The sequence below is a fragment of the Paracoccus fontiphilus genome, from assembly GCF_017356265.1.
GTDB classification, from domain to species: Bacteria; Pseudomonadota; Alphaproteobacteria; order Rhodobacterales; family Rhodobacteraceae; genus Paracoccus; species Paracoccus fontiphilus.
Genome location: NZ_JAFNAW010000031.1, coordinates 23,314 through 42,955 on the forward strand (window position 1 = coordinate 23,314; position 19,642 = coordinate 42,955).

The following is a 19,642-nucleotide window of genomic DNA, read 5'->3' on the forward strand; positions in this document are numbered from 1 at the left end:
TCGCCATGTCCTATCTGAACTATTCCGTTGCCCAGACCCCGACGGGGCTTCGCAAGATCCTGTATCTGAACTGGCCGCTGGTCTTTCTGATCGCGGCGGTGGCCTCGATCGGGTTCCTGATGCTGGTGTCGGTCGCGGGCGGCCGCGTGGAGACCTGGGCCGAGCCGCAGATGTACCGCTTCGCCGCCGGCATGGTCATCATGATCGCGCTGGCCTTCGTGCCGATGTGGTTCTGGCGCGGGATCTCGATCCCGGCCTATGTCTGCTGCTTCCTGCTGCTGGTCGCCGTGGAACTGGTGGGCACCATCGGCATGGGCGCGCAGCGCTGGATCGACATCGGCCCGATCCGGCTGCAACCGTCCGAGCTGATGAAGATCTCGCTCGTGCTGCTGCTGGCGGCCTATTACGACTGGCTGCCGCAGCGGCGGGTGTCGCATCCCCTGTGGGTGCTGATCCCGGTCGTCCTGATCCTGGCGCCGACCGGCCTGGTGCTGATCCAGCCCGACCTGGGCACCTCGATCATGCTGGTGGCCGGGGGCGGCATCGTGATGTTCGCGGCGGGCGTGTCCTTGTGGTATTTCGCCGTCGTGATCGCCGCCGGCGTGGGCCTGGTCGCCACCGTGCTGGAAAGCCGGGGGACCGACTGGCAGTTGCTCAAGGACTATCAGTTCCGCCGCATCGACACCTTCCTGGACCCGACCGCCGACCCCCTGGGTGCCGGCTACAACATCATCCAGAGCCAGATCGCCCTGGGGTCGGGCGGCTGGTCGGGCAGGGGCTTCATGCAGGGCACGCAGTCGCGGCTGAACTTCCTGCCCGAAAAGCACACCGACTTCATCTTCACCGTGCTGGCCGAGGAGTTCGGCTTCGTCGGCGCCATGTCGCTGCTGGGGCTTTACACGCTGATCATCGGCTTCTGCCTGTATTCCGCGCTGTCGAACCGCGACCGCTTCGCCGCGCTGATCACCGTGGGCATCAGCGGCACGTTCTTCCTGTATTTCTCGATCAACATGGCGACGGTCATGGGAATGCTTCCCGCCAAGGGCTCTCCGCTGCCGCTGGTCAGCTATGGGGGGACGTCGCTGATGATCCTGATGCTGGGCTTCGGGCTGGTGCAGGCCGCCCATGTCCACCGGCCACGATGACGGAGCCACGATGATGCGCGTCCTGTTCGCCGCCCCCGATGCGCTGTGGCCCGAATGGGCGCCCATCCTGACCCGGCTTGCGCCCGAGATGGAGCTGCTGCGCCCCGATGCTGCGACCGCCGACGCCGCCAGCATCGACGCGATCATCTATGCGCCCGGCGGTCCCGTCGACGACCTGTCGCCCTTCGTGAACGCCCGGCTGGTGCAAAGCCTGTGGGCCGGGGTCGAACGCATCGTCACCAATCCCACGCTGACCCAGCCCCTGGCGCGGATGGTCGATCCGGGGCTGGCGCGCGGCATGGCGGAATACTGCACCGGCTGGGCCATGCGCGCGCATCTGGGCATGGACCGTTATCTGCAGGACGGCGTCTGGCGCCACGGCCTGACCCCGCCGCTCGCGGATGCGCGGCAGGTGACGATCCTGGGCATGGGCGAACTGGGACGCAGCGTCGCGGCGATGCTGCAAGGGATCGGCTTTCCCGTCGCGGGCTTCAGCGCGTCGGGACGGGCGATCCGGGGCGTTCAGGTGTTCGGGCCGGACGGGCTGGACCGCGCCCTGTCGCGGACCGAGATCCTGATCAACCTTCTTCCCGATACGCCCCGGACGCGCGGCCTGCTGGATGCGGCCCGACTGGCGCGGCTGCCGCAAGGCGCCTGGCTGATCAACCCCGGTCGCGGCACGGTTCTGGACGACGATGCCCTGCTGGCGGCGCTTGACGGCAACCGCCTGGGCCGGGCCGTCCTGGACGTCTTCCGGGTCGAGCCGCTGCCCCCGGATCATCCGTTCTGGTCCCATCCTCGCGTCATCGTGACGCCCCATATCGCCGCCGAGACGCGGGTCGAGACCGCCGCGCTCGTGGCGGTCGAGAACCTGCGCCGCGCCTTGTCAGGCCGCCCCATCCTGCATCTGGTGGACCGGACAAAAGGTTACTGACGTCCGGTCGGACTAACATTCGCTAATCCGCAGGCGGGAAAAGCGGTATTGCGGCCGTTTGGCAATGACCGCTATGTCTGGGCGAATATGACCATTCTGGCGGATCGGTGATGCATGACGGCACCCTTCGTCGCGCGTTGATGACGGAAACGCGCGACCTGCACGATACGCTGGACCGAGAAGTCGGGGTTTTCGGCGACGCTGCCGCCTATGGCGCCTTCCTGACGGGCAGCCATGGCTTTCGTGCGGCCATCGAGCCGAGCCTTTTGCAGGATGCGGGTTGGCAGGTCGATCCGCTGGTTCCCCTGATCGCCCGGGATCTGGCCGATCTGGGCCTGCCCGTTCCGCCCGCCGCCGATCCGCTGCCGCTGCCGACGCCCGCCGCCAGGGCCGCCGCCTGCTACGTCCTCGAGGGATCGGCGCTTGGCGGACGGCTGCTGGCGCGGCGCGCGGCGGCGCTGGGCTATACCGCGGATCATGGCGCGCGGCACCTGGCCGCGCAGACGGCGTCGAACACGCGCTGGCGCCGCTTCCTGGAATGGCTGGAGGCGGGCGATTTCCCCGCGGCCGAGGCAGGCGCGGCCGCCCGCGACGTCTTCGCGCTGGCGCTGCGGTCCTATGGTCCGAGGGCAGTCGCATGATGCAGCCTCCCGTGTCCGATCTGGCGCTGGCGGGCAAGCCGATCAACCTGACGAATTGCGATCGCGAGCCGATCCACATTCCCGGCAGCATCCAGCCGCATGGTTGCCTGCTGGCCTGCGACCACCTGGCCCGCACCGTCCAGTTCCGTTCCGAAAACGCCGCGAGCCTGCTGAAGCTGGCCGTCGATCCGCTGGACCAGCGGCTGGCCGACGTGATCGGGGCCGAGGCCACCCACACGCTTCTGAACGCGCTGGCCGTGTCCGGCAACCGCCCGCGCCCGGCCCTGGTCTTCGACCTGATCGTCAACGGCACCGGCTTCGACGTCACCATCCACCGCTATGACAACCGCACCATCATCGAGTTCGAGCCGGTCTCGCCGCGCTTGGGCCAGGTCATCAGCATGTCGCGCACCGTCATCGAGCGGCTGCGCCTGACCCAGGATGTCGCCCAGCTGGTCGAGCAGTCGGCCATGCTGATGCAGGCGCAACTGGGCTATGACCGGGTGATGGTCTACCAGCTGGGCGAGGATGGCGCGGGCAAGGTCGTGGCCGAGGCGAAGCTGGACCGGCACGAAAGCTTTCGCGGCCAGTATTTCCCCGCCGGCGACATTCCCCAGCAGGCCCGCGCGCTATATGTGCAGAACCCGATCCGGGTGATCGGCGACGCCTCGTTCGCGCCGGTGCCGATCCTGGGCCTCGATCCGCTGGCCGATCCGCTGGACCTGTCCTATGCCCATCTGCGCAGCGTCTCGCCCATTCATTGCGAATACCTGCGCAACATGGGGGTGGCGGCCTCGATGTCGGTGTCGATCATCATCGACGGGGCGCTGTGGGGGCTGATCGCCTGCCACCATTATTCGCCCAAGGTCCTGAGCATGGCCGACCGCGCCGCCGCCGAGATGGTGGGCGAGTTCTTCTCGATGCACCTGGACGCGCTGCACCGCAGACACGCCCGCGACGCAGAACTGACGGCCCGGCGCGCGCTTGACGACCTGCTGGTCAACGCCGTCAGGTCCGAGGAGGTGGGTCCCGCGCTGCAGGGCCGCCTGCGGGAACTGGGAGACCTGATCCCCTCGGACGGGGTCGCGCTGTGGTTCGACGGCGTCTGGTCGGCAGCGGGCTGTGCGCCCTCGGAAACGCAGGCGGACCCCATCTTGGCCCTGGCGGGCGGCTTGTCGGAAGGCAGCGTCTTCCACACCAACTGCCTGTCGGACCTGCTGCCGGACGCGCCGGACCTGACCGCGCTGGCGGCGGGGGTGATGATCATTCCGCTGTCGAAGATGCCCCGCGACTTCCTGTTCTACTTCCGCAGGGAGGCCGTCCAGACCCTGGACTGGGCCGGGGACCCGACCAAGACCTATGAGACGGGCAAGTTCGGCACCCGCCTGACGCCCCGGGGCAGCTTCGCGGTCTGGAAGGAAACCGTCCGCGACAGGTGCCATCCCTGGACCGAGGCGGACCGCCGCTTCGCCGAAGCCCTGCGCCTTGCCGTGGTCGAGGTGCTGCTGTTCAACAGCGAGATGCTGGCCGAGGAACGCACCCGCGCCGACATCCGGCAGCGCGTGCTGAACCGGGAACTGAACCACCGGGTCAAGAACATCCTGGCCGTCATCCAGTCGCTGGTCAGCCGCAAGCCCGACGACGGCGAGACGCTGGACGGCTATGCCAACGCCCTGCGCGGCCGCATCCAGGCGCTGGCCTTTGCCCATGACCAGGTGGTCCGCGACGACGAGGGCGGGCTGCTGGGCGATCTTCTGGCGGCCGAGCTTGGACCCTATTCGGGCGAGGGCAGGGCGGTGCGCCTTGACGGCCCCGCCGTCGCGCTGGATGCCCGGGCCTTTTCCGTCATGGCGCTGATCTTTCACGAGATGGCGACGAATGCCGCGAAATACGGTGCCTTGTCGCGCCCGGATGGGCATCTTGCCGTCGCCTGGCACGTCGATGGCGCCGGGAACTGCCGCGTGGACTGGACCGAGGACGGCTTGGAGGGGCTGACGCCCCCGACCCGGTCCGGCTTCGGCTCGGTCCTGATCGAGCAGTCGCTGCCGTTCGACCTGGACGGCGAAAGCCGGATCGAGTTCCGTCCGACCGGGGTCGCGGCCCAGTTCATGCTGCCCGCCCGCTTTGTGCGCGAAACCGTCGAGGCCCCGCTTCGGGCCAGCCCCGCCGCCCCGGCTCCCGGCGCGCCCTCTGCCTTGCCCCTGGCGGGACGGCGCATCCTGCTGGTCGAGGACCAGACCCTGATCGCCATGTCCCTGGAAGCCGACCTGCAGGACCATGGCCTGCACGTCACGGGGCGCGCCGCCACGGTGGAGGCGGCCCTGTCGATGATCGACCAGGACCCGCCCGACCTCGCCGTTCTGGACGTGAACCTGGCGGACGAGGATTCTCTGCCGGTCGCCGAATGCCTGCGCGGGCGCGGCATCCCCTTCGTCTTCGCGACCGGCTACGGGGCGGATTTCGGCGCCTCGTCGGACTATGGGGCGACGCCCGTGGTCAGCAAGCCCTACCAAGTCCGCGAGATCCTGCGGAAGTTGGCCGAGGCCGAGGCCGCCCTCCGGTAATCCCGCAATGCAAGGCAGCTATGCCCGCGCAATTTTCCGCATGATCGGCATTCCGTCCGCGCACTGTTTGCGATAGCGCGGGTCGGCGCCGGCATCTTTCGCGATGCGAACGGCGTCCTTTTGATGACAAGCGGACCACTGAACGATGACTGATCAGACGATATCGGCGCCCGTCGCGGCGCGCGGCGGCAAACGCGTCAACTCTCCGGCGCGGGTGCTGCTGGCCAGCCTGATCGGCACGACGATCGAGTTCTTCGACTTCTACGTCTATGCGACTGCCGCCGTGCTGGTCTTCCCGACCCTGTTCTTCCCGGCCAGCGACGCGACCACGGCGCTGCTGGCGTCCTTCGCCACCTTTTCCATCGCGTTCTTCGCGCGGCCCTTCGGCGCCATCGTCTTCGGCCATTTCGGCGACCGGATCGGGCGCAAGGCCACGCTGGTCGCGGCGCTGCTGACGATGGGGATTTCCACCGTCGTGATCGGCCTGCTGCCGACCTATGCCCAGATCGGCGTCGCCGCCCCCGCGCTTCTGGCGCTGTGCCGGTTCGGCCAGGGCTTCGGCCTTGGCGGCGAATGGGGCGGGGCGGTCCTGCTGGCGACCGAAAACGCGCCCGAGGGCAAGCGAAGCTGGTACGGGATGTTCCCGCAGCTTGGCGCGCCGGTCGGGCTGTTCCTGTCCTCGGGCTTCTTCTGGGTGCTTCTGCACTTCATGAGCCAGGACGACCTGCTGGCCTGGGGCTGGCGGCTGCCCTTCCTGGCCTCGATCGTGCTGATCGTGATGGGCCTCTGGGTCCGCCTGTCGATCACCGAGACGCCCGAATTCGCCGAGGCGGTGAAGAAAGAGGAACGCGTCTCGGTCCCGGTGGTGGAACTGTTCCGCAACCACAAGCGCAGCCTGTTCCTGGGCACCTTCGTCGCGCTGGTGACCTTCGTGCTGTTCTACATCTGCTCGGCCTGGCTTCTGTCCTATAACGTCAAGGTGCGCCAGATCGCCTTCACCGACGCGCTGCTGATGCAGATCTACGGCTCGGTCGTGTTCGGCGTGGCGATCCCGCTGGCGGGCAAGGTGGCCGATGCGGTCGGGCGTCGCCCGTTCCTGATCGTCGTGACGGTGCTGATCGGCGGCTTCTCGTTCTTCCTGGCGCCGCTGATGGGCGGAGGCGAGGGCAGCCTTTACCTGTTCGTGACGCTGGGCATGTTCCTGATGGGCCTGACCTATGGCGTGATCGGGGCCGCCTTGGCCGCGCCCTTCCCGACGCGGGTGCGCTATACCGGGTCGTCGATCACCTTCAACTTCGCGGGGATCTTCGGGGCCTCGCTTGCACCCTATGCCGCGACCTGGCTGCAGCAGAACCATGGCCTGACCCATGTGGGCTACTACATGGGGGCGGCGGCGGTGATCACGCTTCTGTGCATCCTCGCCTCGGGCCGGGAAGAGGTCTGAGCGGACAAGGCGGCCCCCGGGCCGCCTTTTTCATCCTTGCGCATCCCCTCGGGCTGTTCGATGGGGCGCGTGAACCATCGGAAAGGTGCGGCGGGATGATAAGCGGTTTGCGTGTGCGGCAGGCGGTCACGCTGTCGGTCGGCGTTGTCGGCACGGCCCTGTTCTGGCTGCTGAACCTGCCGCTGCCCTTCCTGTTCGGTCCCATGATCGCGTCGCTGGTCGCGGCCCTGACCGGGGTGCGGCTGATCGGGCTTGGCCCCGTTTCCGTCGCGGCGCGGTCGGTGCTGGGCGTGGCCATCGGCGCGGCCGTCACGCCCGCGCTTGTGGCGGACCTGCCGTCGATGCTGGCCTCGGTCGCGATCATCCCCTTCTATATCGCCGCCATCGGCCTGATCGGCGTGCCCTTCTTCCGCCGCGTCGTGGGCTTCGACCTGGTCACGGCCTTCTACGCCGCGATGCCGGGCGGGGCGGCCGACATGACGATCTTCGGGGCCGAGGCGGGGGCGAACGTGCGCCAGGTCTCGCTGGTCCATGTCACGCGGCTGCTGGTCATCATGGTGGTCGGACCGCTGCTGCTGGTCAGCGTTTACGGCGTGGAACTGACCCATCCGGTCGGGCAGCCCGCCGCCGACATCCCCTGGTCCGAGCTTCTGATCATGATCGCCGCGGCCCTTGTCGGCTGGAAGGCCGCGGAACGGATCGGCCTGTTCGGCGCGGCGATCCTGGGGCCGCTGATCGTCGCGGCCGCCCTGTCGCTGGCGGGCGTGCTGCACATGCGCCCCCCGCGCGAGGCGCTGCTGGCCGCGCAGTTCCTGATCGGCATCAGCATCGGCGTCAGCTACGTCGGCGTCACCCTGCGCGAATTGCGCGAAACCGTGGCGGGCGGCGCGGTCTTCGTGCTGATCCTGGCCGTGCTGGCGGGTGCCGTGACCGAATTCGTGACGGTGACCGGCCTTGCCCCGCCGGTCGAGGGGTTCCTGGCCTTCATGCCGGGCGGCCAGGCCGAGATGTCGATGCTGGCGCTGATCGCGGGGGCCGATCTCAGCTTCGTGGTGGTCCACCACATCATCCGCGTGATCCTGGTCCTGACCGGGGCGCCGATCCTGTTCCGGCTGATGCGGCGCCGCCGGAACCAGTCGTAGGGTGGGGTTCCACCCCGCCACCCCCTAGGCCAGCGTCTGCCGCAGCACCGCGATCAGGTCGTGGAAGCGGTCCCCCTGGACGATCACATGATCGCGCAGCGCCTGTGCCGCCCGGTCCCCGTCCCCCGCCTCGATGGCCGAGACGATGGCGTCGTGTTCGACGAAGGACCGGCCCATCCGGTTCCGGACCTGCAGCTGCATCCGGCGATAGGGTTGCAGCATCGCGTGCAGCCGCGCGGCTTCCTGCGTCAGGAAGGCGTTATGCGTCGCCCGATAGATGCAGTGGTGGAATTCCGAATTGCGCGCATAATAGGCCTCGACCTCGCCGGCCTCGGCCAGGCGGCGGCAATCGTCGTGGACCCGCCGGAAGGCCTCCAGTTCGGCCTCGCTGATGCGGCGGGCGGCCAAGCGGCCGCAGCTTGCCTCGATCTCGGCCATGACCTCGAAGCGTTCGGCCAGTTCCTCGGGCGACCACTGCGTGACGAAGGTGCCGCGCTTGGGCATGACGCGCACAAGGCCCGAGGCCTCCAGTTGCTGGAACGCCTCGCGGATGGGGGTGCGGGAACAGTCGAACTCGCGCTCCAGCGCCTCGGGGTCCAGCCGCGTGCCGGGCAGGAAGCGGCCCTCGACGATGGCGTCCTCCAGGGCACGCCGGATGCGCAATGTATTCGGAACGCTTGCCAAGGCCAGATCCTCCGTTCCGGCCATCATAGCGATGCGGTCTGGAAACATCCATCATCCATTCTGTTATATACAACACGGGATGGCGCGCGTATAACGGCAGGGGGAGGAGGATTCGTGTGGAGGCGGGTCCGCCTGTCGGTTGTGCAGGAAAAAAGGGGAAAGCCGCATGACACCACATCTGATATCCATCTATGCGCTTGTGCTGATGTTCGTGGTGGCGACCATCTGGCCCATCAACATGGGCGTTCTGGCCTTTGTGGGGGCCTTTCTGGTCGGCACGCTGCTGGCCGCGCAGACGACCAAGGACATCATCGCGGGTTTCCCCGGCGGGCTGTTCCTGACGCTGGTGGGCCATCACCTGGCTGTTCGCGCTGGCGCAGAACAACGGCACCATCGACTGGCTGGTGCGCATGGCCGTGCGCGCGGTCAAGGGGCGCATCGGGGCGATCCCCTGGATCATGTTCGGGATTTCCGCGCTGCTGACCGCCGTCGGCGCCGTCAGCCCCGGCGCGGTCGCCATCGTGGCGCCCATCGCGCTGGGCTTCGCCTTCCGCTACCACATCAGCCCCTTGCTGATGGGCCTGATGGTGGTCCACGGGGCGCAGGCCGGGGGCTTTTCACCCATCAGCATCTATGGCGGCATCACCAATGGCGTCGTGCAGGAAGCCGGTCTGCCCCTGTCGGCCATGACCACCTTCGCCGCCAGCTTCCTGGTGAACGCCGCCGTGGCGCTGATCCTGTTCCTGGTCCTGGGCGGCCGCACGCTGATGGCGGCCCGCGACACGATCGAGACGGTCAGCGTTCCCCATGTGGAAATCGCCCGCGCCGCCACCGGCCCGCAGATCTTCGGCGACAGCGAGGCGCAGGCCCTGACCAAGCGCGTCAGCCGCGAGGGCGGCGGCGATTCCAACCGCCTCGTGGCCGAGGTCGAGGAGGGCAACCAGCCCGACGGCACGCCCTACCAGATCTTCACGCTGGCCGGTCTGGTCCTGCTGGCGGTGCTGGTGCTGGCCTTCAACCTGGACATCGGCTTTGTCGCGCTGACCATCGGCCTGGCGCTGGCCTTGTGGAACCCGACCATGCAGAAGCGCGCCATGGCGCAGGTCGCCTGGCCCGAGATCATGCTGATCACCGGCGTGTCCACCTATGTCGCGGTTCTTCAGGACATGGGCACCATCGACTTCGTGGGCGATTCGGTCGCGGGCATGGCCTCGCCCCTGCTGGCGGCCCTGATGCTGTTCTTCATCGGCGCGGTGGTCTCGGCCTTCGCGTCGTCGACCGCCGTTCTGGGGTCGCTGATCCCGCTGGCGGTGCCCTTCCTGCAAGGGGACAACGGCGTCAGCGCCATCGGCTTCATCGCCGGGATGGCGGTCGCGTCCACCATCGTGGACGTCAGCCCGTTTTCCACCAACGGCGCGCTGGTCCTGGCCAACGCGCATGGCGTGGACAAGCAGGCCTTCTTCCGCAAGCTGCTGAACTATGGCGCGGTGGTGACGGTCGTCGCGCCCGTGGTGCTGTGGCTGATCTTCGTCGTGCTGCCGGGCTGATCCGGCCGCATCCCTAGCCAAGGAGAGAGCGCGTGACCAAGACCATGCAGACCCCCCGGACAAACCGCTTCGGCGATCTGTTCGACATGCTGACCGACCGGGGCCGCGCCCTGCTGCGCTGGCGCGACGGGGCGGGGCAGGTCACCGCGCCGCCCGGCCTGTCCGACATGGGTGAGCTGCTGCTGTCCCGCCGGGGCGAGGCTTCGGGCGTGGCCCTGGCCCGCGCCCTGGTCATGGCCTTCGAGGAGGCGGACGAGGCGAAGAAGCTGGAGTTCCTGGCGACCTTGGCAGACCGCTTCGGCCCCGACGCCAAGGCGGTCGAGAAGGCCCTGGCCGCGCTGCGGCAGGATGCCGGGTCCACCGAGGCCGTCGAGGCGCTGCACAACGCCGCCGAGCCCCGGCGGCAGGAACTGTTCCGCCGCCTGAACCTGGCCCCCGGCGGGACGGCGGCGCTGGTGCGGATGCGCGAGGAACTGCTGCGCCACCTGAAGGACAATCCCGCCCTGCGCCGGGTGGACAGCGACTTCGCGCATCTGTTCGCGTCCTGGTTCAACCGGGGCTTCCTGGTCCTGCGCCACATCGACTGGAACACCCCCGCCGCGATCCTGGAAAAGATCATCCGCTACGAGGCCGTCCACGCGATCCGCAACTGGGACGACCTTCGCAACCGCCTGCAACCGACCGACCGGCGCTGCTACGGCTTCTTCCATCCGCAACTGGTGGACGAACCCTTGATCTTCGTCGAGGTCGCGCTGACCCGCGACATCCCAGACACCGTGGCCCCGCTGCTGGATCTGGACCGCACCCCCATCGACGCGGACCGGGCCACCACGGCGGTGTTCTATTCCATCTCGAACACCCAGAAGGGGCTGGCGGGGGTGTCCTTCGGCAACTTCCTGATCAAGCAGGTGGTCGAGGAACTGAAGGCCGAACTGCCCGACATCCAGACCTTTGTCACCCTGTCGCCGGTGCCGGGCTTCGCCGCCTGGCTGGCCAAGGCGCGGGAAGGCGGCGAGTCTCTGGACGACGATCTGAAGGCGGCCCTGAAGCCGCTGGACCAGCCGGGCTGGCACGTCGATCCCGAGGCGGCCGAAGCGCTGCGCGCGCCGCTGCTGTCGGCGGCCGCGATCTATTTCCTGCGCGCCCGCGACGCCAAGGGCCGGGCGGTCGATCCCGTCGCGCGCTTCCACCTGGGCAACGGCGCGCGGTTGGAACGGCTGAACTTCGGCGGCGACGTGTCCGACAACGGGCTGAGGCAGTCGCATGGGCTGATGGTCAACTACCTTTACGACCTGGACCGGATCGAGGCCAATCACGAGGCCTTCGCCGAACGCACCGAGATCGCGGCCTCCGGCGCGGTGCGCCGCCACCTGCCCGACGCACAACCCGTGACCAAGAAAGAGAAGCCATGAACGCCAACCTGTTCGACATCCTGGAAACCGGCATCGCCGATCCCGAAGCCACCGCCATCGAGACGCCCCAGGGCCAGTGCATCACCTATGCCGACCTGGTCGCGCGCACGGGCCGGATGGCCAATGCGCTGGTGTCCCTGGGCGTGCGGCCCGGCGACCGCGTGGCGGCGCAGGTGGAAAAATCGGTCGAGGCGATCATCCTCTACCTGGCGACGGTGCGCGCGGGCGCGGTCTTCCTGCCGCTGAACACGGGCTACACGCCCGCCGAGATCGACTATTTCATCGGCGACGCCACCCCCGCCGTCTTTGTCTGCGACCCCGCCAAGGCCGAGGCGCTGGCGGACGCGGCCAAGCGGGCGGGCGCGCGGATCGTGACGCTGGACGCGAAGGGGCAGGGCAGCCTGACGGATGCCGCCAGCGGTGCGTCTGCGGAGTTCGCGACCGTTCAACGGGACAAGGACGACCTGGCCGCCCTGCTTTACACCTCGGGCACGACGGGGCGCAGCAAGGGCGCGATGCTGTCGCATGGCAACCTGGTGTCGAACGCGACGGCGCTGCGCGACGCCTGGCACTACACCGCCGATGACGTGCTGATCCATGCGCTGCCGATCTTCCACACGCACGGGCTGTTCGTGGCGACCAACGTGACGCTGTTCTCCGGCGCCTCGATGATCTTTTTGCCGAAGTTCGACGTGGACCGCATCTTCGAACTGATGGGCCGGGCCACCGTGCTGATGGGGGTGCCGACCTTCTATGTCCGGCTGCTGCAGGACGACATGCTGACGGCCGAAAACACCAGGAACATGCGGCTGTTCATCTCGGGCTCGGCGCCTTTGCTGGCGGAAACGCATCGCGAATGGCAGGCCCGCACCGGCCATGCGATCCTGGAACGCTACGGCATGACCGAGACGAATATGAACGCCTCGAACCCCTATGACGGCGACCGGATCGCGGGCACCGTGGGGATGCCCCTGCCGGGGACCGAGATCATCGTGACCGATCCCGACACCGGCGCCGAGCTGCCGCAAGGCGAGATCGGCATGATCGAGGTGCGCGGGCCGAACGTCTTCAAGGGCTATTGGCAGATGCCCGAGAAGACCGCCGCCGAGCTGCGCGACAACGGCTTCTTCATCACCGGCGACCTGGGCAAGATCGACGATCGCGGCTACCTGCACATCGTCGGGCGCGGCAAGGACCTGATCATCACCGGCGGCTACAACGTCTATCCCAAGGAGATCGAGACCGAGATCGACGCCATGCCCGGCGTGACCGAATCCGCCGTGATCGGCCTGCCGCATCGCGATTTCGGCGAGGGCGTGACGGCGGTGATCGTGCCGACAAAGCCCGGCGCTCTTTCCGAAGCGGACGTGCTGGCGGCGCTGGAGGGGCGCCTGGCCAAGTTCAAGCAGCCCAAGCGCGTGCTGTTTGTGGACGAGCTGCCGCGCAACACCATGGGCAAGGTGCAGAAGAACCTGCTGCGCGACCAATACGGCGACCTGTATCGCTGAACGGATCGCAGCAACACGGGCGCGGGGCGGGCATGGCTCGCCCCGTTTTTTTGTGCCCGAAGACCTTGCCAAGCATTCGCTTCAACAGTAATGAAACGTAATAACATATCATTTTGGAGCGTGAACGATGGAACAGACCTGGCAAATGGCGGCAGCGGCTTTGGTGGCCGCGCTGGCCCTTGGCACCCCGGCGGCAGCCCATGACCACTCGCACGACCATTCTCATGACCATTCCCATGCCGGACAATCGGTCCATGACGGCTATTTCGAGGACGCGCAGGTCCGGGATCGTCCCCTGTCCGACTGGGCGGGCGACTGGCAGTCGGTCTATCCCTATCTGGCGGACGGGACGCTGGACCCGGTGATGGCGCACAAGGCCGAACATGGCGACAAGTCCGCCGCCGAATACCGCGCCTATTACGACACCGGCTACAAGACCGACGTGGACCGGATCACCATTGAAGGCGACACCGTCACCTTCCACACCGGCGACGCATCGGTCCAGGGCCGCTACGAGGCCGACGGGCACGAGATCCTGACCTATGCCAAGGGCAACCGCGGGGTCCGCTTCATCTTCGAGAAAGCCGGGGGCGACGAAAGCGCGCCGCAGTTCATCCAGTTCAGCGACCATCGCATCGCGCCCGAGCCGTCGGACCATTACCACCTGTATTGGGGCGACGACCGCGCCGCCCTGCTGGAGGAGGTGACGAACTGGCCGACCTACTATCCCGCCTCGCTGGATGCGGACGGGATCGTGGCCGAGATGCTGGCGCACTGATGCCGCGCCCCTGTCCGGGGCTGGGCAGGGGCTCCGCTATGGCGTGCGGGCCAGCAGGTCGCGAAGCTGCGACGGGAACAGTTGCAGGATCAGCGTTTCCGTCATCGCCGTGCCGCCGTGATCGACATAGGCGCGCAGGTCGATGGGCGCGTCGCCCGTATCGGCAAAGGACAGGTCGAACAGCGCGCGCCAGCCGTCGGTCCCGACCACCGGATAGACCGCCGTGTTCGACACCTGCGCCTGCGTCGTGGATACCGACAAGGTCAGCCCGTCATCGCGGCCCAGGCCCTTCAGGTTCGGTCCCGCGAAGTCGCAGACGATCTTGACCACGCCCTTGGGCCGGGGCTGGCCCGGCACGCCGCCCGCGCCGATGCGGGTGGCGGTGAAATGGGCGATGGGGCTGACCGCCGGATTGTCGCGCACCCAGTGCAGGCGATAGCTGACGTCGTGGCTCTGTCCCTTGGCGGTCGCTCCTGCGGGCTGCCAGAAGGCCACGATGTTGTCGTGGATCTCGTCATCCGTGCGCAGTTCGGTCAGCACCACCGAACCGTCGCCCCAGTCGCCCTGCGGCTCGATCCAGGCGCTGGCGCGGCGGTCGTAGAAGACGCCGTCGTCCTGGTACTGGTCGAAGTCGCGTTCCCGCTGCATCAGCCCGAAGCCCCTGACCCCCGGCGCGGCGAAGCTGTTCACCATGGTCCCCGGCGGGTTGTTCAGGGGGCGCCAGATGCGTTCGCCGTTGCTGGCCAGGATCTCCAGCCCGTCGGAATCATGCACCTCGGGGCGCCAGTCGGGCGAGACATGGGGCGTGTTCTTGCCGAACCAGAACATCGAGGTCAGCGGCGCGATCCCCAGCCGCTCGACCGTGTCGCGCAGGAAGATGGTGGCGCTGATGTCCTGCGTCACGCCGTCCCCGCGCCGCGATTCGATGCGATAGGCGCCGGTCGCGCGCGGGCTGTCCAGCAGCGCATAGGCGGTGAGATCCCCGTTTTCCGCAGGCTCCAACCAGAAGCGGGTGAACAGCGGGAACTCCTCGGGGCCGTCGGGGATCGCGGTGTCGATGGCAAGCCCGCGCGCCGACAGGCCGAACTGCCCGCTATAGCCCGAGGTGCGCCAGTAGGACGCGCCCAGGAAGGCCATCCAGTCGATCCCGGTCCTGGCGTCCTGGACGCGGAAGCCCGCGAAGCCCTTGGTGCGGGTCAGCAGGCGGGCCGGGTTGCCCTCGGGGATCTCGAACAGGTCCAGCGAGAAGGGCACCTCGGTCGCCATGCCGCCTTCGACCGTGAAGATCCGCACGGGATTGCGGAAATACATGCCCGGAAAGAAGGCCTGCACGGGCGAGGTGTTGCCCTTGCCGCGCCACAGGCTGCGGTCCTGTCTGAAGCGCACCTGGTTGTGGTTGTCGTAGTCCACCTGGTCGAGGATCTGGGGATCGGCGATCTCCTCGGGGACATAGGGCGCCGATGCCAGATCGCGGGCCATGTCGCGAAGCATGTCGAAGGAAAACGGCTGGCTGTCGCCGCTGCTCCCGGTGCCCTCCTGCGCGCGGGCCAGATGCGGCAACAGGAAAAAGGCCCCGCTGCCCAAGGCGGCTTGCAGGACGCGGCGGCGGTCAAGACGGTCGATCGACATGGTTATCCGGTTGGCTGGCACTTGCGCGGCATCAAATGTTTGCATCCGTCGCAAATGCAAGTCCGGGCGCGATTCCCGGCCCGTTCTTGGCACCGATTTGCCGAGACCTGTCGCAGCAATGCCATCGCAATGGCCAGGCCGCGCGGCGGCCCGGCCGTCAGGTTCAGCGTCCCGTCACCAGATGAAGTCGTCGTTGTCCAGCTGATTCAGACGCGTATCCTCGATCACCAGGCGGTTGGCCCCGGCCCGGATCACCACATCGTCGCCCACCTGGGTCGAAACGGCGCGGATGCTGGCAAAGCTGTTGAACTGGGAAAAGAAGGACAGGTCGATGTCGTCGTCGCCGTTCTCGAAATCGACAATCCGGTCGATCCCGCCGTTGAAGACGAAGCGGTCGGCGCCCTCGCCGCCCAGCAGCCGGTCGTTGCCCAGCCCGCCGTTCAGCACGTCGTTGCCTTCGCCGCCCACCAGGGTGTCGAAGCCCGCCTGGGCGATCATGACGTCGTCGCCCTCGCCGCCGCGCAGGATGTCGTTGCCCGCGCCCGAGGTCATGCGGTCATTGCCCTCGCCGCCGTCCAGCGTGTCGCGGCCGCCCAGGGTCACGACAACATCGTTGCCCTCGCCCAGGCTGACGGCGTTGTTGCCCGCGCCCGCGCGCACCGTGTCGTTGCCTTCTCCGGCAACGATGCGGTCGCTGCCCGCCTCGGCCCAGATGGCGTCGTTGCCCGAGCCGCCCCAGATGACGTTGTTGCCAACGCCGCCCCACAGGTAATCGTTGCCCTCGCCGCCGTCGATGGTGTCGTTGCCGGCGCCGCCGGACAGGCGGTCGTCGCCCGACCGGCCAAAGATCAGGTCGGCAACGTTGGTCCCGTTGTAACGGTTGTCGTCGTCGTTTCCGCGATAGGTCGCCATGACAGTCTCTCCTGAAGAAGGGGCGGGGAACAAGGACCGCGCTGTTCCGCCCAACGCAGCGCGGGTCCGTTCCGGCGGCGGTCAGCCTAGCCGGTTTCGGTAAAATCCTGGTGACGGCCGATCAGCGCAGCGCCAGCCGCTGGCCGACCTGCAGCATCCGCATCGCGTCCTCGGCCGCGCGGCGCAGCAGCTTTTCGCCCTTCTGGATCGCTTCCTCCAGCGTGCAGGGCCGCTTCACGATCGAGGCGAAGGCCGCGATGCCGTGCTGAAAGGTTTCGCTTGCGCCCTTGCCGATGGTGCCTGCCAGGGCGATGGTGGGGATGCCCTTGGCGGCGGCATGGCGCGCGACCTCGCAGGGGACCTTGCCATAGGGGCTTTGCCCGTCAAGCGAGCCTTCCGCCGTGATGACCAGGTCGGCGCTGTCCAGCAGGCGCTCGAAGTCCAGGTATTCGCGCATGATGTCGAAGCGGGGGTGCAGGCGGGCGCCGGCGAATGCGATCAGCCCCGCCCCCAGCCCGCCCGAGGCCCCGGCGCCGGGCGCCGCGCCCACGTCGCGTCCGGTGGCGATCCAGATCTGCTCGGCCCAGGTTTCCATGGCCCGGTCCAGCAGGCGCACCTGGTCGGGCGTGGCGCCCTTCTGCGGGCCGAAGACGCGGGCGACCCCCTTCGGGCCCAGCAGCATGTTGTGCCAGTTCACCGCCGCGTCGATGCGGACCCGGTCCAGCCGGGGATCAAGGCCCGACAGGTCGATCCGGGCCAGGCGCGCCAGGGCGCCACCGCCTTCGGGCAGGGGATTGCCGTGCTTGTCCAGAAGACGCGCGCCAAGCGCACGGGCCATGCCCGCGCCCCCGTCGTTGATGCCGCTGTCGCCGCAGCCGATCAGGATGCGCTGGGCGCCGTCGTCGATGGCGCGCACGATCAGTTCCCCCACGCCCCGGCTGGTGGTCAGCGTCGGGTCGCGCCGGTCGCGCGGCACCAGCGACAGGCCTGCGGCCGCGGCCATCTCGATCACCGCGGTGCGCGGGCCGTCGCCGCCAAGCTCGCCCCAGAAGCTGGGCACCGGGTCGCCGACGGGGCCGGTGACGATGGCGCGGTGCAGCCGCCCGCCGCTGGCCTGAACCAGCGCCTCGGTCGTGCCTTCGCCGCCGTCCACCATGGGGGCGGACAGGATGCGGGCGTCCGGCATGGCGCGGCGCACCCCTTCGGCAATGGCGCCGGTCACGTCGGTCACCGAAAGGGATTCCTTGAAGCCCGAGGGCGCGATCAGGATCGTGAGGGTCATCGTCTGTCCTTTCCGTCTGTTGAAACGATTACGAAGAAGGGCGCGGGTTTATTCCGGGCCCCGGCGATTTTTTGTCGGAAATCGCCTCAGCCCCGCAGGGCGGCCAGTTGCGCGGGCCAGATCGCCAGGGCAAAGCCGATCAGCAGGACCGTCACCACCGGCATCAGGGGCAGGGCCAGCCGGAACAGGTCCCGCTGCCCGAAGGCTGCCGGTTCGGCATTGGCGAAGATCGCCACCGGCTTGGCCGAGGCGGTCATGGTCTGGCAGAAGCCCGTGCCCATCACCGCGACCAGGATCAGCAGCGCGGCATCGTGCCCCAGCCCCGCCATCGGCAGGGCCACCGCCGGGATCAGCACCGCCGCCCGCGCCGAGCGTGAGGTGATGGCCAGATGCGCCAGCACCGCAATCACCGCCAGCAACGAGGCGACAACGGGCAGGCTGCCGGCCAGGCTGTCGGGCAGGACCGCCAGGGCGCGGCCGGCCAGCCAGCGGTCGGCGCCGGTCCGGGTCATCGCCTGCGCCAGAAGCACGGTCGCCGCCATGTAGAGCAGCAGCTCGACATCGACGGCGCGAAACATCTCCTTGGTCCTGCGCGGGGTGAAGGGTCGGGTCAGCAGCACAAGGGCGCCGATCAGCGCTACCGTGGCCATGCCGATGCCGTGCCAGCCGGCCGTCAGCCACAATCCGACCACCGCCGCAAGAACCAGCCCGATGCGGCGCTGCCGCGCCGCAAGGCCGGGGGCGACAGCCGCGGGGGCAGGGGCGGCGATGAGGCTTCGGCGCAGGCTGCCCGGCGTGAACAAGGCCAGGATCAACACCGTCCCGGCAAGGCAGGAGAGCAGCGCGAAGGGCAGGCCCAGCGCGGCCCAATCCGCGTAACCGACCTGCAGGCCGGTCGCCGCGCGGATGCTTTCGGCGGCCAGAAGATGCGCGCCCGCGCCGATCAGCGAACCGCCCGCCGACAGCAGGATCGCGGTGGGAAAGACCAGGGCCAGCGGCTTGATCAGCCGCCGGTCCGGCATGGCCGCCGCCAGTCCTGTGAACACCGGCATCAGCAGCGCCGCCCGCCCCGAGGTCGAGGGCAGCACGAAGGCCGTCGCGGCCACGGCAAGGGTCAGCGCCAGAAGCAGGACATCGAAGCGCAGGGGGCGGACCAGCAGCGGCGCGATCAACCGCTCGGCAAGGCCTGCATCCTTCAGGACCGCGGCGATGACGAAGGCCGACAGCAGCAGCCAGACCAGCTCGCTGCCCAAGGCTAAGAACAGCGCCTCCTCGGGCAGGGTGCCGGTCAGGACAAGGCCAAGGACCACCGCCAGCGCCACCACCGATTCCGGCAGGCGCGTGCCGATCCAGCCCAGCATCGCCAGGACGACCGCGATCAGCGACAGCCGTGCATCGCGGTCCAGGTCGCCGGGCAGGAACAGCCCCGCCGCCACCGCCGCCAGGGCCAGAAGCGTCGTGGCAAGGTGCCGTGGACGAAGGCGGGGCGTCAGCGGGGCGGGTTCGGTGGCGGCGGTCATGGCGTGTTCTCCTGCTGTGGTTGCAGGATTACGCCTGACGCCGCGATCTATTCCCCGGCCAGGGCGGCGGCTTCGTCGGCAGGGGTCAGCGGATCGCCCGCGCCGGTTTCGGAAAGCCAGGTGTCCAGCGCCTCGATGTCGCCCGAGGCCGGGACATAGCCGTCGCCCGCATCCAGGTTGCTGGCGAATTGCTGCCGCCAGATGCCGTTGTCGCGGCAGGCGACGCTGACCGTCAGGGCCTCGTCTCGCACGGTCTCGTATTCCCGGCAGAAATCGCCCGCCGCCGTGCGATAGGACGCGATCATCGTCAGGTCGCGCCCGTCATCAAGCGTCACCGCCTCGCCCGAGGGAAGGCTGTCCAGCACGGCAACCTCGGCCTGCGGCAGGCCGCCGGGGGCGCCGCCCATCTGCCACCAGCCGATGCCCACCACCGCAGCCGTCAGCGCGGCGGCGATGGCGGCCAGCGGCGCACGGTTGCGGTTCGCGGCGGGGGCCGGGGC

At 68.5% G+C, this 19,642-nt stretch carries 15 protein-coding genes and 2 pseudogenes; 11 read left to right on the plus strand and 6 right to left on the minus strand.

Annotated features, from left to right (window positions below; all coding sequences use genetic code 11):
• Positions 1–5 precede the first annotated feature (5 nt).
• The 6 genes from rodA (at position 6) to J0F76_RS11985 (ending at position 7,870) form a co-directional block, all read left to right on the plus strand.
• On the plus strand, positions 6–1,145 hold the full coding sequence (rodA, locus tag J0F76_RS11960; protein ID WP_207469709.1) for a rod shape-determining protein RodA: 1,140 nt from the start codon (positions 6–8) through the stop codon (positions 1,143–1,145).
• The gene (locus J0F76_RS11965) at positions 1,126–2,079 is read left to right on the plus strand and encodes a 2-hydroxyacid dehydrogenase (protein ID WP_242690162.1); all 954 of its coding nucleotides are present in this window, start codon (positions 1,126–1,128) and stop codon (positions 2,077–2,079) included. Before rodA ends, J0F76_RS11965 begins: the two co-directional genes overlap by 20 nt.
• Positions 2,080–2,189: 110 nt before the next feature.
• Positions 2,190–2,720: a biliverdin-producing heme oxygenase gene (locus tag J0F76_RS11970; protein WP_207469710.1), complete on the plus strand. Its 531-nt coding sequence runs from the start codon at positions 2,190–2,192 to the stop codon at positions 2,718–2,720.
• Positions 2,717–5,284 (plus strand): HWE histidine kinase domain-containing protein, encoded by a 2,568-nt coding sequence (locus tag J0F76_RS11975; protein WP_207469712.1) that lies wholly within the window; start codon positions 2,717–2,719, stop codon positions 5,282–5,284. Before J0F76_RS11970 ends, J0F76_RS11975 begins: the two co-directional genes overlap by 4 nt.
• 145 nt (positions 5,285–5,429) lie before the next feature.
• Positions 5,430–6,728 (plus strand): MFS transporter, encoded by a 1,299-nt coding sequence (locus J0F76_RS11980; RefSeq protein WP_207469713.1) that lies wholly within the window; start codon positions 5,430–5,432, stop codon positions 6,726–6,728.
• 95 nt (positions 6,729–6,823) lie between these two features.
• Entirely contained in the window at positions 6,824–7,870 is a 1,047-nt protein-coding gene (locus tag J0F76_RS11985; protein WP_207469714.1) for an AbrB family transcriptional regulator, read from the plus strand.
• Positions 7,871–7,894: 24 nt separating this feature from the next.
• Here the strand turns inward: J0F76_RS11985 and J0F76_RS11990 are convergent, their stop codons facing one another.
• Positions 7,895–8,581 carry a GntR family transcriptional regulator gene (locus tag J0F76_RS11990; RefSeq protein WP_423227371.1) on the minus strand — a complete coding sequence of 229 codons (687 nt, stop codon included), beginning with the start codon at positions 8,579–8,581 and terminating at the stop codon, positions 7,895–7,897.
• A gap of 178 nt (positions 8,582–8,759) precedes the next feature.
• Here J0F76_RS11990 and J0F76_RS21175 point away from each other — a divergent pair.
• From J0F76_RS21175 to J0F76_RS12010, 5 genes and pseudogenes are all read left to right on the plus strand, one after another.
• Positions 8,760–8,843: pseudogene (locus J0F76_RS21175) on the plus strand (hypothetical protein); the annotation flags it as partial.
• 121 nt (positions 8,844–8,964) lie between these two features.
• Positions 8,965–10,101, plus strand: coding sequence for an SLC13 family permease (locus J0F76_RS11995; protein WP_278250424.1), 1,137 nt, complete (start codon positions 8,965–8,967; stop codon positions 10,099–10,101).
• Positions 10,102–10,133: 32 nt separating this feature from the next.
• Positions 10,134–11,513, plus strand: a complete 1,380-nt coding sequence (locus J0F76_RS12000) for a malonyl-CoA decarboxylase domain-containing protein (protein WP_207469715.1) — start codon at positions 10,134–10,136, stop codon at positions 11,511–11,513.
• Positions 11,510–13,021 (plus strand): malonate--CoA ligase, encoded by a 1,512-nt coding sequence (locus J0F76_RS12005; RefSeq protein ID WP_207469716.1) that lies wholly within the window; start codon positions 11,510–11,512, stop codon positions 13,019–13,021. The genes J0F76_RS12000 and J0F76_RS12005 overlap by 4 nt, the downstream gene beginning before the upstream one ends.
• A gap of 127 nt (positions 13,022–13,148) precedes the next feature.
• Entirely contained in the window at positions 13,149–13,799 is a 651-nt protein-coding gene (locus J0F76_RS12010) for a metal-binding protein ZinT (RefSeq protein ID WP_207469717.1), read from the plus strand.
• 36 nt (positions 13,800–13,835) lie between these two features.
• Here J0F76_RS12010 and J0F76_RS12015 read toward each other — a convergent pair whose 3' ends face one another.
• The 5 genes and pseudogenes from J0F76_RS12015 to J0F76_RS12035 form a co-directional block, all read right to left on the minus strand.
• Positions 13,836–15,428: an OpgD/OpgG family glucan biosynthesis protein gene (locus tag J0F76_RS12015; RefSeq protein WP_207469719.1), complete on the minus strand. Its 1,593-nt coding sequence runs from the start codon at positions 15,426–15,428 to the stop codon at positions 13,836–13,838.
• 174 nt (positions 15,429–15,602) lie between these two features.
• A complete protein-coding gene (locus J0F76_RS12020; protein ID WP_207469721.1) occupies positions 15,603–16,340 on the minus strand; it encodes a calcium-binding protein in 738 nt (245 codons plus the stop codon).
• Between the two features lie 121 nt (positions 16,341–16,461).
• Positions 16,462–17,622, minus strand: a complete 1,161-nt coding sequence (locus J0F76_RS12025) for a glycerate kinase family protein (protein WP_207469722.1) — start codon at positions 17,620–17,622, stop codon at positions 16,462–16,464.
• An 86-nt stretch (positions 17,623–17,708) separates the two neighbouring features.
• A complete protein-coding gene (locus J0F76_RS12030; protein ID WP_207469723.1) occupies positions 17,709–19,142 on the minus strand; it encodes an SLC13 family permease in 1,434 nt (477 codons plus the stop codon).
• Between the two features lie 47 nt (positions 19,143–19,189).
• Positions 19,190–19,642, minus strand: a pseudogene (locus J0F76_RS12035) (anti-sigma factor family protein); the annotation flags it as partial.

What these genes read in the sequence shown, in the direction of transcription:
- J0F76_RS11995 (WP_278250424.1), top strand. Translation starts at nt 8,965, where the DNA reads ATGGCCGTGCGCGCGGTCAAGGGGCGCATCGGGGCGATCCCCTGGATC.
- rodA (WP_207469709.1), top strand. Translation starts at nt 6, where the DNA reads ATGTCCTATCTGAACTATTCCGTTGCCCAGACCCCGACGGGGCTTCGC.
- J0F76_RS12030 (WP_207469723.1), bottom strand. Translation starts at nt 19,142, where the DNA reads ATGACCGCCGCCACCGAACCCGCCCCGCTGACGCCCCGCCTTCGTCCA.
- J0F76_RS12010 (WP_207469717.1), top strand. Translation starts at nt 13,149, where the DNA reads ATGGAACAGACCTGGCAAATGGCGGCAGCGGCTTTGGTGGCCGCGCTG.
- J0F76_RS11970 (WP_207469710.1), top strand. Translation starts at nt 2,190, where the DNA reads ATGCATGACGGCACCCTTCGTCGCGCGTTGATGACGGAAACGCGCGAC.
- J0F76_RS11980 (WP_207469713.1), top strand. Translation starts at nt 5,430, where the DNA reads ATGACTGATCAGACGATATCGGCGCCCGTCGCGGCGCGCGGCGGCAAA.
- J0F76_RS11965 (WP_242690162.1), top strand. Translation starts at nt 1,126, where the DNA reads ATGTCCACCGGCCACGATGACGGAGCCACGATGATGCGCGTCCTGTTC.
- J0F76_RS11990 (WP_423227371.1), bottom strand. Translation starts at nt 8,581, where the DNA reads ATGATGGCCGGAACGGAGGATCTGGCCTTGGCAAGCGTTCCGAATACA.
- J0F76_RS12015 (WP_207469719.1), bottom strand. Translation starts at nt 15,428, where the DNA reads ATGTCGATCGACCGTCTTGACCGCCGCCGCGTCCTGCAAGCCGCCTTG.
- J0F76_RS12020 (WP_207469721.1), bottom strand. Translation starts at nt 16,340, where the DNA reads ATGGCGACCTATCGCGGAAACGACGACGACAACCGTTACAACGGGACC.
- J0F76_RS11985 (WP_207469714.1), top strand. Translation starts at nt 6,824, where the DNA reads ATGATAAGCGGTTTGCGTGTGCGGCAGGCGGTCACGCTGTCGGTCGGC.
- J0F76_RS12005 (WP_207469716.1), top strand. Translation starts at nt 11,510, where the DNA reads ATGAACGCCAACCTGTTCGACATCCTGGAAACCGGCATCGCCGATCCC.
- J0F76_RS12025 (WP_207469722.1), bottom strand. Translation starts at nt 17,622, where the DNA reads ATGACCCTCACGATCCTGATCGCGCCCTCGGGCTTCAAGGAATCCCTT.
- J0F76_RS11975 (WP_207469712.1), top strand. Translation starts at nt 2,717, where the DNA reads ATGATGCAGCCTCCCGTGTCCGATCTGGCGCTGGCGGGCAAGCCGATC.